The organism is Mesorhizobium sp. LNJC391B00, assembly GCF_000502535.1.
GTDB lineage: Bacteria > Pseudomonadota > Alphaproteobacteria > Rhizobiales > Rhizobiaceae > Mesorhizobium.
Genome location: NZ_AYWI01000018.1, coordinates 28,120 through 40,624, shown reverse-complemented (window position 1 = coordinate 40,624; position 12,505 = coordinate 28,120). Strand labels below are relative to the sequence as shown.

Genomic DNA, 12,505 nt, shown 5'->3' with positions numbered 1-12,505 from the left:
AGTGGGGTGCGCCAATAGAGTGCGCTAGTGGGGGGTGCGCTGGTCGTCGGGGATCTCCCATTCAGGCGCCCGCCAGCGCCGGTCGAACCAGCGCAATCCGAAGAAGCCTGCGACGAGGCCGCCAATGTGCGCTTCCCAGGCGATCTGGCCGGGTTCTCCGAGCCCGAGACCGTAAAGGCCGGTGGCGAGATTGATGACCATCCAGGCGCCGAGAAAATTGACGACGCCGCGCATGCGCAAAACGACTGCGATCGGCAGCACGGGACCGGCAAAGGCCGCCCTGCCGGAGGAGCGGTCGGTACGGAACCCGAAGCGAGCCGCCGCACCCATCATGCCCGATATCGCCCCGGAAGCGCCGACCAGCGGTGCTTCGCCGTATGGATGGACCGCCCAGAACAGCACCACCGCGGCCAGCCCGGTGGCGGCGAAAAACAAGGCGAACCAGAACCAGCCGAGACGGTTGGCCAGCGGCGACCCGAAGGCGGCCAGCGCAACCATGTTGATGGCAATGTGGGCAACGCCACCATGCATGAAGGCATAGGTGAAAGGACGGGTGAAGAGGAACCAGTCGAAACCGTATTGGCCGGTGTAGAGGACCGGAATGAAGGCGCCGTCGGTGAGCAATGTTATCTGCTGCTCTTCGGTCAGCACATATTGCTGCAGCAGGAAGACGGCAACGCAGATGCCGATCACCGCCAGCACCGCCGGTGGCAGGTTGAACACCGGCTCGCGGCGCGGCGGCGGCGCCTCCGCGGTCTGTTCGGTCTCCAGGGGGCCGGCCGGTTCGCTCATATGCTCTGATCCAGGGATTTGCGTGTCGCGAGCATCTAGGCCATGCCCGGACAAATCACAAACTACGAATCACAAAGCGCGAATCACAAACCGCGAATCAAAAAGAAGCCGTCCAAGGTTTCCCTTGAACGGCTGGTCGAGCCCCCTGCTCCCCTAAAACTATTGACCGAAGTGCTGTTGGTCGTCGCGAAACGACCGCTTCTGGAGTGGTTTTGGTGTGCCATGGCAAGCCTGCGCGCGCAACGTAAACCACTTGTTAACCTTAACGCCCCCGACCCGTGAACAAGTCTTAACGACGCTGGCACGCATCCTGCTCCGGAACGCATGTAGGTCATCGGAGGGCGCCCTTTCTGTTCACCGATGGGACCATCAGACGGCAGAATGCGCGGAGTTTAATAGCATGAACCAGAACGGATCAATCGCGCTGTTCCATTATTGGAATCGCCTGCGTGGTGGACGTCCTGCCCCAAAGCGTTCGGAGATCGAACCTGCCGACATCAAGGCGCTTTTGGCCGACACCTTCATCCTGGAAAGGGATACGCGTGGCGAAGCGGTGTTCCGGCTTGCCGGCACCAGGCTTTGCGCCGGCTACGGCCGCGAGCTCAAGGGTTTTTCGTTCCCCTCGCTATGGCGTGAGAAGGACCAGCGGCTGGTGTCGCGCCTCATTCACGGGGTTTTCGAGCAGAAATCCGTGGTGCTGATCACTTATGAGGGGTTCAGCCGCAGCGGCCGTTCCAACCACTTCGAACTGCTTGCGCTGCCGCTCGATGGCGGCGTCGAGAACCCGCGCTGCCTCGGCGTCATCAGCGCCGTGGAAAAGCCGTTCTGGCTGGGCGCCGACCCGATCACCGATGCGCTGATCGATGCCATCCACGTCATCGATCCCGACAAGGACCCGATGTTCCTGAAAAACCGGCCGGAAATATCCGTTCCGTCGTTGGCTCCCGAACTCGAAGCGCCGGAGACCATCTCGGCGCTCGGTCGGTCGCGCCGTATCCGCCACCTCGTCGTGTTCGACGGCGGGCGCGAGCAATAGTCTCCAAGCCGGCGCTAATCTTAACTATCGGCGGCCCGCTTTTCCCCTTTGTTAACCTGCTTGGCTGTAGTTTTTGCCGAGATTCCACGCACGACGCGGGAATGCCAACGGGGTGTAGGCAGTCATGAGGTCAGCGGCGGTCGAATACGCACCGTCCCGCGCCGAAAGGCGTAATTTTCAGCGCGTCCGGGTCAAGATCTACGGGCGCTTCATGCTGGAGGACCGCACCGAGCACCCCTGCCAGGTCGTCGATATGTCGCCGGGCAATGTCGCGCTGCGCACCGAGCGCGTCGGCATGCCGGGCGAAAAAATCATTGCCTATATCGATCATATCGGCCGCATCGAGGGCGTGGTGACGCGCACTTCGCAGGACGGCTTTGCCATGACCGTCATTGCCTCGGATCGCAAGAAGGACAAACTGGCCGCGCAGTTGACCTGGCTCGCCAACAAGCATGAACTCGACCTGCCGGAAGACCGCCGCCACGAACGCGTGGCGCCGCGCAACCCGACAAGCGTGCTGCAGCTCACCGATGGGCGGCAGTACCAGTGCCGCATCATCGACCTGTCGCTGTCGGGCGCGGCGGTCGAGATCGACGTCAAGCCGGCGCTCGGCATCCAGGTGATGCTGGGCACCATGCGTGGCCAGGTGGTGCGTCATTTCGAGGATGGCGTCGCCATCGAATTCGCCGTCATCCAGCGCCCGGAAACGCTCGATTCCGAGTTCAACGCTCCGCGCGCCTGAACGATCGGCAACAGGCAGCAAAGACGAACCCGCCCTGCGCGGCCGGTTTTTGTTGCCGGCGTTCCGCCTGCCTCTGCAGCTTGTAGCGGCACTCGCAAATCCACGGCTCCACCCGGAATCCGCGCCTCCGACACCGCGGTTTTACGCCGAGACCCTGAACGATTTTATATTAAAATAGATCAAATTTTACGCTTATTCTATTGGGGTTTTACTCAATGTCTACTTCGGGTTTTTGCGTCAAATAAATCCAACGCTGTCATTGTCTCCTCAAACGGGGAGACTGACGAATGGCAAAGACGTGGGGCAAGCTGTTGCTCTTGGCAATGGCGATGCAGCTTCCCGCTTGGGGAACGGCGCAAGCAGCAGGACCGGCCTACATGCACACTGGCGGCCGCACGACACAGCCGGTCGGTCACTACGAATTCTGCCAGAAGCTGCCGCAGGAATGCGCTCAGCGCACGCCGAAGCAGACACCGGTCGAACTGACCCGCAAGCTGTGGGCGGCGATCGTCGACGTCAACAATTCTGTCAACACCCGGATCGTGCCGCGCACCGACATGGAAATGTGGGGCAAGGAAGAGGTCTGGTCCTATCCCGACAGCGGCTTCGGCGACTGCGAGGATTATGCGCTGGAGAAGCGCCGCGAATTGATGGCGCTTGGCGTTCCCGCCGGCAATCTCTTGATGACCGTGGCGCGCCAACAAAATGGCGACGGCCATGCGGTGCTGACCGTGCGCACCAGCCTCGGCGAGTTCATCCTCGATAATCTGGAGTCCAAGGTGCTGTCCTGGACCGACACCGACTACACCTACCTGAAGCGCCAGTCCGACCAGAATTCCGGCGTGTGGGTGACGATCAACGACGGCCGCGCCGACGCGGTCGCCAGCGTCCGCTAGGACGCCATTACAGAGGTCAAGCACATCGAATAATGCGACGTGCCTAACGAGAAAGCCCGGTCGAGTCCCCACCCTCCCCGTCCCCAACGACCGGGTTTTAAGGAGCCGGCCCCGTCCCCGGGCCGGCTCCACCATTTCAGACCATGATCCCGAACCGAAGGACCGCGTCAGCGAAAGCGAGAAACGATTTTTGCTGCGCTGACCCGCCGTTCGGGAAAGATCATCGTCAAACAGGAATAGAGTTCAGGCCTTCTTCAGCCCGGCCTTGAAGCGCTTGCCGTTGGCGACATAGTGCGCGGCCGAGGCGCGCAGCCTGGCGACCGCGGCATCGTCCAGCGTCCTGATCACCCGCGCGGGCGAGCCGACGATCAGGCAATTGTCGGGGAACTCCTTGCCTTCGGTGACCAGCGCGCCGGCGCCGACCAGGCAATTCCTGCCGATCCTGGCGCCGTTGAGCACGATGGTGCCCATGCCGATCAGGCTGTTGTCGCCGATCGTGCAGCCATGCAGCAAGGCGCGGTGGCCGATGGTGCAGCCTTGCCCTATCGTCAGCGGAAAGCCGGGATCGGTGTGCATCACCGTATGCTCCTGGACATTGCTGTCGGCACCGACGACGATCGGCTCATTGTCACCGCGGATGACTGCGCCAAACCAGAAGCCGGCATTGCGACCGACGCTGATGTCGCCGATCAAGGTCGCATCGGGCGCGATCCAGTTGCTGTCGGCATCCTCGAAACGGGGCGATTTTCCGTCGATTGCATAGGTCGGCATTTCCAGTCTCCGATTGGTCGCAGGCCGGGACAAACCCTAGAACAATCCGAGGAAAACCGCGTGCCGGTTTTCTCCCGCATTTGCCTCAAGGCAAATACCGCGCCAGCGATTCCACCAAAAGCAGAAGCGCACCAGGAGAGTTGATGCCCCAGGAGGCAATGGCGATCAGCACGATGCCCAGCACCAGCGCCCAGGCGATCACCGTGCAGCCGCAGGACATCAGCATGAGCGTGGAAATGCGGCCTTCGCGCCGCGCATCGAGCGCATCGTTGGCGAGCATGAACGGCCCGGCGCAAGCGGTCGCGGCCAGCGAGCGCAGGATGTACGCCGGCGACACATAAGGCTCGGCAAAGGCAAGCCGGCGGCCCGCCGCCAGTTCCATCACGGACCCGGTAAGCCCGCAGGCAGTGAGGCCGACTGCAGAAGCGAAGAGAACGGGCAGCAGCAGGCTCATCTTTACCTTCCGTTTACCATGAGATCGCACAGTCGCGTCCAGCGCAGCAAGAGCCGTGCCACGGCATGTGTGCCGCCCAGGGACAGACGGCGGCGACTATGGGGATTGCGATGAAGCAGGCAGCGACCGCCGAAGAGTTCAACGTCGTCGATTCCGTGCTGATGAAGCGGGTGTTCTATGCCTTTGCCGCACTGGCGCTGCTGTCGCTGGCGATCAGCCTTGGCGGAAAATGGTTCGGCCGCTCGATCGCCATGGCCGGCTACACCGACGACTCCACGGTCCACCGGGTGGTGATCGGCAACAATGTCATTGCCGTGCCGGCCAACGCCATCCGCTTCCTACAGGCGCGGCGCGACGGCATCGCTTCGCGCCTCGACCTCTATCTGCGCTATCCCCAGATGGACGGTTACAGCGAAGCCGCACGCGACGATTTCAACCACACGGGCACGGCCAAAAACATCATCTTCCTGTCGTTCGAACCGCAGATGATGTCGCGCGACATGAGCGGCCGTTTCGCGCCGATCTACAGCGCGCTCATCAGCCAGCCCGGCGCGCCCGGCCCCGGCGGCACGACGATTTACGGTTTTACGGAAAAATCAGGCTATCTCAACGAGGTGCTCGCGGTCGCCGGCCGGCCCGGCAAGGACCCGTTCGTCGCCCGCTGCCTGAGCGGACCGAGCGCCGAGGAATCGCTGGCGCCCTGCGAGCGGGACATCCAGGTCGGCGACAGCCTCAGCCTGACCTACCGCTTTCCCCGGGAGTTGCTGGGCAACTGGCCGGCGCTTGACGCCGCTATCGTTGCCGAGGCCACGCGCGTCTTAAAGACCGCACGGTAGCGGCCCTCTGCTTTTGTCATACACGGGCGCGAAGCCGCGCGGACCCGAGGATCCGTTCCATGCCCTTAAGGCAGCGAAGCGGTGCAGAATTACTGTTGGGAAGCAGCAGAGGCAGTTCTGGACCGCCACATTCCTGAGCCGAGGCCCGGAATGTATCCCAGGGTCTCAGCGACGCCGCTCTGCGGCTGCTTCTCCCCGGGATGACGATGGCGCAGCTGGCTGCCGCCAATCGCCGAAGTCCGTAGCCGTCTGGGCTCAGGCCAGATCGATGTCGAGGATCGCCATCGAGAAATTATAGTCGCCGTCGTCCTCGTCCTTGAAGACGATGCCGAGGAACTCGTCGCCGACATAGACCTCGGCCGAATCTTCCTTGCGCGGCCGCGCCTTCACCTCGAGTTTGGGATTCTGGAAGACGCGCTTGAAATAGGCGTCCAGCTTTCTGATTTCGTCCGGCTTCAAAAGTCTTCTCCGATCGTCGGGCTTGCTCGTTGGAACGCGCTTCTGGCACGTCGACAATGGCGATGTAAAGGCAAGCCGGCTGGATAGAACGCGAACCCTGGGGCCGGATGATTTCAGGTCGAATCCAAATCCGCCTCTAAATCAAGGAGGTAGAGCATGATGTCGTCCGAAAACCGCCTCACACTTTTCGGCATCATGCTTCAGAGGCAACGGCGCCGGCAACCGGACTCAGTCCGGCACGCCGGGTGTTGCAAATCAGATGTCGAAGCTGACGACCTGGTCCATCGACTGCGACGGCAAAAGCTGGTCCATCTGCCGCGAAGGCTGGTCGCAGCCGGTCTCGCCGACGACGCGGGCCGGTACGCCGGCAACCGTCTTGTTGTGCGGCACCGGCGACAGCACGACCGAGCCTGCCGCGATCTTCGAGCAATGGCCGATCTCGATATTGCCGAGAATCTTGGCGCCGGCGCCGATCAGCACGCCGTAACGGATCTTGGGGTGACGGTCGCCGCCGGCTTTGCCGGTGCCGCCCAGCGTCACGCCGTGCAGGATCGACACATCGTCCTCGATCACCGCCGTCTCGCCGACGACTAGGCCGGTGGCGTGGTCGATGAAGATGCCCTTGCCGATGCGGGCGGCCGGGTTGATGTCGGTCTGGAACACCGAGGACGAGCGGCTCTGCAGATAGAGCGCGAAATCCTTGCGGCCCTGATTCCACAGCCAATGGGCCAGCCTGTGCGTCTGGATGGCATGGAAACCCTTGAAATAGAGCACTGGCATGATGAAGCGGTCGCAGGCCGGATCGCGGTCGTAATAGGCCTGGATGTCGACACGAACGATCGACGACCATTCCTTGTCGTCGGCCAGCATCGACTTGAACGTCTGGCGGATGAGGTCGGAGCCGATGTCCTGATGCGCGAGCCGCTCGGCGAGCCGATGGATGACAGCTTCCTCCAGGCTCTCCTGGTTGAGGATGGTCGAATAGAGGAACGCCGCCAGAAGCGGGTCGCGGTTGACCGCTTCCATCGCCTCGTCGCGGACCGAACGCCAGATCGGATCGACCGGCTGCACCTTTGTGGGGCGGGAAATGCTGATGCTGTTCATCGACGTCTTGTCCTGCGTCCTGGCCGCTTGCCTATTCTCCGGCGGCACATATAAGCCAGATCATAGCACGATTGAACTCAATTTTCCTTAGTGCTCGGTGAAATGGATTTGGTTCACGGAAATTCAAGCCGCCATGGAAAACGAACCCTTGATCGACGCTCCGCTGAAACGCGCGCTTTGCCGGCTCTATCAAGCTCCGGATCGCCACTATCACAACCTCGCCCATATAGAGGCGTTGCTGGCGCTGGCGGACGAATATCGAGCATCCCTGCATGATTCCGGCGCCGTCGAAGCCGCGATCTGGTTCCATGACGCCATCTATGACAGCCGCGCCAAGGACAACGAGGCCAGGAGTGCGGCACTTGCGCAGGACAAACTTGCCACCCGCACCGATCCGGAGCGCCTCGGCCGCATAGCGGCGATGATCGTCGCCACCGCCACGCATGAGCTGCCCAGCCTTCAACCACGGGGCCTTGCCGATGAGAACGCCCTCCGCGACGCAGCGCTTTTCCTCGACATGGACCTGGCGATCCTGGGTGCGTCACCCGACGCTTTCGACGCCTACGAACAAGCGGTCCGCCGCGAATATGGCTGGGTCGAGGAGCCGATGTGGCGCGCCGGCCGCGGCGCGATTCTCAAGACTATCCTCGCGCGCCAGCATATTTTTCACTCGCAGGAATTCCGCCAGAGGTTCGAGCCCCAGGCCAGGCAAAACATGGCGCGGTCGCTCGAAACGCTCAAACCCTAATCCGGAAAGGTCTCCATGCGCTGCGCATAGGCTTTGAAACCGGCGCGCCGGTAAACCGCTTGCGCGCCAGGGTGATCGAAGGTGTCGGTGTGAAGCCAGACCCTTTGCGGCGCATGCAACCAGACGGCGCGAAGCGCCTGGTCGAGCAGGAATGGCCCAAGCCTGCGGCGGTGGAAGACGGGGATCAGCCCGAAATGAACCAGCTCGACCTCAGGCTGGCCGACGCCGTTGAATTCGCACAGACCAGCGGCCTCGCCCTCGACGCGCAGCACATGGATATGTGTCGAGGGCAGCGCCAGCAGGCGCTCGAGGTCTTCCGCCGGCATGCGCAGCCGCTGGTCCCACTGCACCGGCTCGCCGACAGCGCGGTAGAGGTCGATGTAAGCCGCGCAGTCCAGCCTTTCCAGCGCCACCGTGGTCGCTGCTGCAGGGCTGACGCGTGCAGGCGCCAAATCGCGCGGGCGCATCTCCATGTAGGTGACGAGAAGATCAACCAAAGCGGCACCGCCTCCGGCTGCAAGCCAGACGAAGATCGATCACCTGAAGGCGCCAACGGACTTGGTCGCCGCCCAAACAAAGAACAGGCCGATCACCAACGACAGCCCGTTGAGGATGATACCGACGATGCCGAGGACACGATTGTCGTTTGAACGTCCCAGTGCCATCAAGCCAAAAACCACGCCGGTGATGTGCGCCAGCGGCGCCGCAACGAGAAACACCGCCAGAAAAACCCCGCCGAGGACGTTTTGAGCGGCCAGCGACGCCTCGCCTGGCATCAACGCCAGCGTGACCACCGCCGCAAAATCCATTGCGAACGCCAGCAGGGCCAGGATCACCGCGCGTTTGCCGAAGCTGCTCCGCCCCACCACGCCGGGCATTGCTATCGTGCTTCTTCCCCATCCGGCCATTACTCGTCCCCGATCAGGTGAAAGCGCCTATCGTCGATGCCATTGCCACAAGCAGCAGGAAGNAGCAGGAAGCCAACCGCCAGGGAACCACCGTTGAGCAGGATGCCGACGACCCCGAGCACGCGGCTATCGTTCGAACGCACCAGCGCCATCAGCCCGAAAATCAATCCGGCAATATGCGCCAACGGCCCTGCCAGCAGGAAAACCGCCATGAAGAAACCCGTGGCGATGTTCTGGGCACGCTCGGATGCGTGGGTCGGCAGCGCCACCATTGTGGTCAGCGCTATCACACCGGCACCGAAGGCGAGCAGCGCCAGGATGACGGAACGCTTGCCGAACTTGCTCGTCAAGACGGCGCCCGGCAGAGCGTCGGCGCTTCTTCCCCATTGAGCCATTGTTTGCCACCCCTCGCCGGCCGCCCAATCCATATCGCCCGAAAAATCGCTTACCGGTTAAAGCGGATTTTCGGCATAAAACTCCAAAACCCGCTGCTTGAAGGTCTTGTCGCCCACAGCCAGCATATGGTCGCGGCCGTCTATGTGAAACACCTTGGCGTTCGGCATCAGCGCGGCGAGCTCGTCGGGCGAGCCGCCGATATCGTCTGTCGTCCCGACCGCAATCAGCGTCGGTTGGGCGATGCGCGTCATGTCGTGTTCGCTGAGCAGTTCGCGCGACGTGGCGATGCAGGCGGCCAGCGCGCGGCGGTCGCTGCGCGTCTGATCCGCAAAGGCGCGAAACGAGCGGCCGCGCGGATGGCTGGTGGCGGCCGGATCGTCGGCCAGCAGCGCCTCGGCGATCGGATCCCAGTCGCCGACCCCGTCGACCATGCCGATGCCGAGCCCGCCGAAGACCAGCGTCGCCACCTTGTCCGGATCCGACAGCGCCAGGAACGCCGAAATGCGCGCGCCCATCGAATAGCCCATGACATGGGCGCGCCCGATGCCGAGATGGTCGAGCAGCGCTGCCGCGTCCGAGGCCATCTTGGCCGGGGTGTAGTCGGCCTCGTCATAGCTTTTCGACGACGAGCCGTGGCCGCGATTGTCGAAGGCGATGGCGCGATAGCCGGCGTCGTTCAGCGTCTTGAACCAGCCGGGCGATACCCAGTTGACATAGTGGCTGGAGGCAAAGCCGTGGATCATCAGCACCGGATCGCCCGCCCCCGACGCCGGCTGGCGGTCGAGGAAGGCGAAGTCGAACCCGTCATGGGAGAAGAATTGCATCGGGAGCGGCTCAGCCGGCGCCGGGCGTGGGCGCGTTGCCCTTGTCCGATGGCGGCATGCCGGGGCCGGACACCGTGCCGACGGCCGGATGGCGCAGCAGATCGCCATGGTCGATGCCGTTTTTGGCGGCGGTGCCGGCCTTGAGCTCCAGCACGAAGCGCACTGGCACACCCGGCGAGATGACTGCATCGGACAATGGAGTGCCGTGCTTGACGGCCCGGACCTTGCCGTCCTGTCCAACAAAGATCAGGTCGAGCGGCATCGGCGTGTTGTGCATCCAGAAGCCGACCTGCTTCTGCATCTCGAAGACGAACAGCATGCCATGATTGTCGGCCATATCCTGGCGATACATCAGGCCGGCCTCGCGTTCCGAGTCGGTGTCGGCGACTTCGATCGAAAAGGATTTATCGCCGCCTTTCGTCGCCACGACCAAGGGTGTCGGATCGACGGGAAGGATCATCGCCTGACCGCCGGCGATCGTCTGCTGGGATGCGGTCGGCTGCCCGGAATAGAAGTAAGCGCCTGCGGCTACCGCAACGATGACGCAGAGCGCGCCCGCTGTCAGCCAGTTCCTGTACGCCATTGGAAATCCTCGACCAAAGACCATGATCCCTAAAAGTGGTCTCAGGTATTCGGATAAGATCGTGGTGAAACCAAGAAAAACGCCGTCCTGACTTCCTCAGGAAGGCTCGCGTCCTAATGCGCGACCGGCAAGGTGCCCATATCGGGGTGAATCTCGGCAGCCATGAGGCCCTTGTCACCGCGTCCGAAACGCACCAGCACGACCTGTCCGGGCCTGAGCTCGGTGATGCCATAGCGGCGCAGCGTCTCCATATGGACGAAGATATCCTCGGTGCCCTCCCCGCGCGTCAGAAAGCCGAAGCCCTTGGTGCGGTTGAACCACTTGACCAGCGCCCGCTCGAGCCCGCTTTCCGGCGTCACCGCCACATGGGTGCGCTGTTCCTGCATCTCGGCCGGATGGACCGCCGTAGTGGTGTCCATGGACAGCACCTGGAAAGCCTGCAAACCACGGTCGCCATGCTTGACAAGGCACACGACACGCGCGCCCTCCAATGCCGTCTGAAAACCGTCCTTTCGAAGGCAGGTGACATGGAGGAGGATGTCGCCCGAAGAACCGTCATCGGGAAGTATGAAACCGTAGCCCTTGGCCACGTCGAACCATTTGATGGCGCCGGCGATTTCGACAAGGTCGGCGCTATCGCCGCCACTGTCACTCTTCAGGGCGTCGTCAAGGTTCTCATCCCGCCTCGTGAAAGAGGCCTTATCCCCCATAAGAACGCCCCCTTTTTTTCAAGAAAACCGCAAGTGATTCTTGACATTAGATTAACACCGCCGCTTCCGGGGTGTGCAAGACCTGCCGTGCCTTTTTTCGCGGTTGAATACAGGAATAGCTGACTTGTTGTTTGCCGGCGTCGCTGCCGACAGCAATGACGATCCATCAAGGCGGTCAACCGGTCGGCAATTTGCAAGGGATTTCGCCGAAATCGGCAACCACTTGTGTCCGACGCTTTTGTCAGAGCAATCTGATTTTTTCCAAAACCGGTGACCACTTTTCCAGTCCGATGCTCGTTGCCCTTCGGCGGGGTGGACCTTATGTTGCCTCGCAACCCAAACATTCCCGAGGGAATCCCATGCGCTACCTCCACACAATGGTCCGTGTCGCCGACGTCGATGTCTCGCTTGATTTCTACTGCAACAAGCTCGGCCTTAAGGAAGTGCGCCGCTACGAAAACGAGCAGGGCCGCTTCACGCTGATCTTCCTCGCCGCCTCCGAGGATGTAGAAAGCGGCATCACTGAGAAGGCGCCGCTGATCGAACTGACCTACAATTGGGATCCGGAGGAGTACAAGGGCGGCCGCAATTTCGGCCATCTCGCCTATGAGGTCGACGACATCTACGCCACCTGCCAGCATCTGATGGACAATGGCGTCATCATCAACCGGCCGCCGCGCGACGGCAACATGGCCTTCGTCAAGTCGCCGGACGGCATCTCCTTCGAACTGCTGCAGAAGGGCCCGGCCAAGCCCAAGGCCGAGCCGTGGGCATCGATGCCGAACACCGGCACCTGGTAGCGATCACGCCATCTTGAGCGAGGCGGCCGCGCCGACAAGCCGGCCGCCTTTGCCATTTCGAGCAACGGCACCTATTTACCTGCCTGTCGCGCCAGCCAAACAAAGCCAGTGCCTCATCCAGGAGAATTCATTTATGCCGACCAGCCGTGCCGATGTCACCACCGCATATGCCAGCCGCTATTTGCAGCAGCTGTGCAAGCACTGGGCGCACAAATTTCCCGTCGAGTTCGATCCAAACCACGGCACCATCGATCTGTCGCTCGGCCGCACGGTTCTCGATGCCGATGCGGCAGCGCTGCATATCACGGTGTCGACGGATGAAAGCGGATCGCTGGAGCGCATGGAGAGCGTCGTTGCCGATCACATCAAGCGCTTCGCCTTCCGCGAGGAGCTGACTTTCGAGTGGAAGCAGGCTCCGGCGACCTGATCTGCTGTCAGCCGCAACG

Annotated in this window: 17 protein-coding genes; 7 read left to right on the top strand and 10 right to left on the bottom strand. The window is 62.2% G+C overall.

Going from position 1 to position 12,505, the window contains the following annotated elements:
- Positions 1–24: 24 nt before the first annotated feature.
- Positions 25–792 carry a rhomboid family intramembrane serine protease gene (locus tag X750_RS136955; RefSeq protein WP_023706620.1) on the bottom strand — a complete coding sequence of 256 codons (768 nt, stop codon included), beginning with the start codon at positions 790–792 and terminating at the stop codon, positions 25–27.
- A 400-nt stretch (positions 793–1,192) separates the two neighbouring features.
- On the opposite strand from X750_RS136955, the gene X750_RS136960 reads away from it, so the two are divergent.
- The 3 genes from X750_RS136960 (at position 1,193) to X750_RS136970 (ending at position 3,466) form a co-directional block, all read left to right on the top strand.
- Positions 1,193–1,828, top strand: coding sequence for a PAS domain-containing protein (locus X750_RS136960; RefSeq protein ID WP_023706619.1), 636 nt, complete (start codon positions 1,193–1,195; stop codon positions 1,826–1,828).
- 124 nt (positions 1,829–1,952) lie between these two features.
- Positions 1,953–2,570 (top strand): PilZ domain-containing protein, encoded by a 618-nt coding sequence (locus tag X750_RS136965; protein WP_023667501.1) that lies wholly within the window; start codon positions 1,953–1,955, stop codon positions 2,568–2,570.
- Positions 2,571–2,857: 287 nt separating this feature from the next.
- Complete coding sequence (locus tag X750_RS136970; protein ID WP_023710582.1) at positions 2,858–3,466, top strand: transglutaminase-like cysteine peptidase; 609 nt, start codon at positions 2,858–2,860, stop codon at positions 3,464–3,466.
- A gap of 243 nt (positions 3,467–3,709) precedes the next feature.
- Here X750_RS136970 and X750_RS136975 read toward each other — a convergent pair whose 3' ends face one another.
- Together X750_RS136975 and X750_RS136980 are read right to left on the bottom strand one after the other, a co-directional pair.
- The gene (locus X750_RS136975) at positions 3,710–4,237 is read right to left on the bottom strand and encodes a gamma carbonic anhydrase family protein (RefSeq protein ID WP_023710583.1); all 528 of its coding nucleotides are present in this window, start codon (positions 4,235–4,237) and stop codon (positions 3,710–3,712) included.
- A gap of 85 nt (positions 4,238–4,322) precedes the next feature.
- Positions 4,323–4,691 (bottom strand): hypothetical protein, encoded by a 369-nt coding sequence (locus tag X750_RS136980; RefSeq protein WP_023748762.1) that lies wholly within the window; start codon positions 4,689–4,691, stop codon positions 4,323–4,325.
- 110 nt (positions 4,692–4,801) lie between these two features.
- On the opposite strand from X750_RS136980, the gene X750_RS136985 reads away from it, so the two are divergent.
- Entirely contained in the window at positions 4,802–5,527 is a 726-nt protein-coding gene (locus X750_RS136985; protein WP_023710585.1) for a hypothetical protein, read from the top strand.
- Positions 5,528–5,782: 255 nt separating this feature from the next.
- On the opposite strand, the gene X750_RS136990 is transcribed toward X750_RS136985, so the two are convergent.
- Positions 5,783–5,986, bottom strand: coding sequence for a DUF3126 family protein (locus X750_RS136990; protein ID WP_006200852.1), 204 nt, complete (start codon positions 5,984–5,986; stop codon positions 5,783–5,785).
- A 255-nt stretch (positions 5,987–6,241) separates the two neighbouring features.
- Positions 6,242–7,090: a serine O-acetyltransferase gene (cysE, locus tag X750_RS136995; protein WP_023695384.1), complete on the bottom strand. Its 849-nt coding sequence runs from the start codon at positions 7,088–7,090 to the stop codon at positions 6,242–6,244.
- A gap of 133 nt (positions 7,091–7,223) precedes the next feature.
- On the opposite strand from cysE, the gene X750_RS137000 reads away from it, so the two are divergent.
- Entirely contained in the window at positions 7,224–7,838 is a 615-nt protein-coding gene (locus X750_RS137000) for a hypothetical protein (protein WP_023748761.1), read from the top strand.
- Here X750_RS137000 and X750_RS137005 read toward each other — a convergent pair.
- The 5 genes from X750_RS137005 to X750_RS0133840 form a co-directional block, all read right to left on the bottom strand.
- On the bottom strand, positions 7,835–8,335 hold the full coding sequence (locus X750_RS137005; RefSeq protein WP_023706616.1) for a GNAT family N-acetyltransferase: 501 nt from the start codon (positions 8,333–8,335) through the stop codon (positions 7,835–7,837). The two genes, X750_RS137000 and X750_RS137005, sit on opposite strands and share 4 nt — an antisense overlap.
- Positions 8,336–8,374: 39 nt before the next feature.
- Positions 8,375–8,716, bottom strand: a complete 342-nt coding sequence (locus X750_RS137010; protein ID WP_023706615.1) for a hypothetical protein — start codon at positions 8,714–8,716, stop codon at positions 8,375–8,377.
- A 482-nt stretch (positions 8,717–9,198) separates the two neighbouring features.
- Positions 9,199–9,966, bottom strand: a complete 768-nt coding sequence (locus tag X750_RS137020; RefSeq protein ID WP_023706613.1) for an alpha/beta hydrolase — start codon at positions 9,964–9,966, stop codon at positions 9,199–9,201.
- 10 nt (positions 9,967–9,976) lie between these two features.
- The gene (locus X750_RS137025) at positions 9,977–10,549 is read right to left on the bottom strand and encodes a DUF192 domain-containing protein (RefSeq protein WP_023691205.1); all 573 of its coding nucleotides are present in this window, start codon (positions 10,547–10,549) and stop codon (positions 9,977–9,979) included.
- A 113-nt stretch (positions 10,550–10,662) separates the two neighbouring features.
- Positions 10,663–11,259: a cold-shock protein gene (locus X750_RS0133840; RefSeq protein ID WP_031196524.1), complete on the bottom strand. Its 597-nt coding sequence runs from the start codon at positions 11,257–11,259 to the stop codon at positions 10,663–10,665.
- Between the two features lie 359 nt (positions 11,260–11,618).
- On the opposite strand from X750_RS0133840, the gene X750_RS137030 reads away from it, so the two are divergent.
- Together X750_RS137030 and X750_RS137035 are read left to right on the top strand one after the other, a co-directional pair.
- Positions 11,619–12,059, top strand: coding sequence for a VOC family protein (locus tag X750_RS137030; RefSeq protein ID WP_023667513.1), 441 nt, complete (start codon positions 11,619–11,621; stop codon positions 12,057–12,059).
- A 133-nt stretch (positions 12,060–12,192) separates the two neighbouring features.
- On the top strand, positions 12,193–12,486 hold the full coding sequence (locus tag X750_RS137035; RefSeq protein WP_023681521.1) for a DUF2218 domain-containing protein: 294 nt from the start codon (positions 12,193–12,195) through the stop codon (positions 12,484–12,486).
- Positions 12,487–12,505 lie beyond the last annotated feature (19 nt).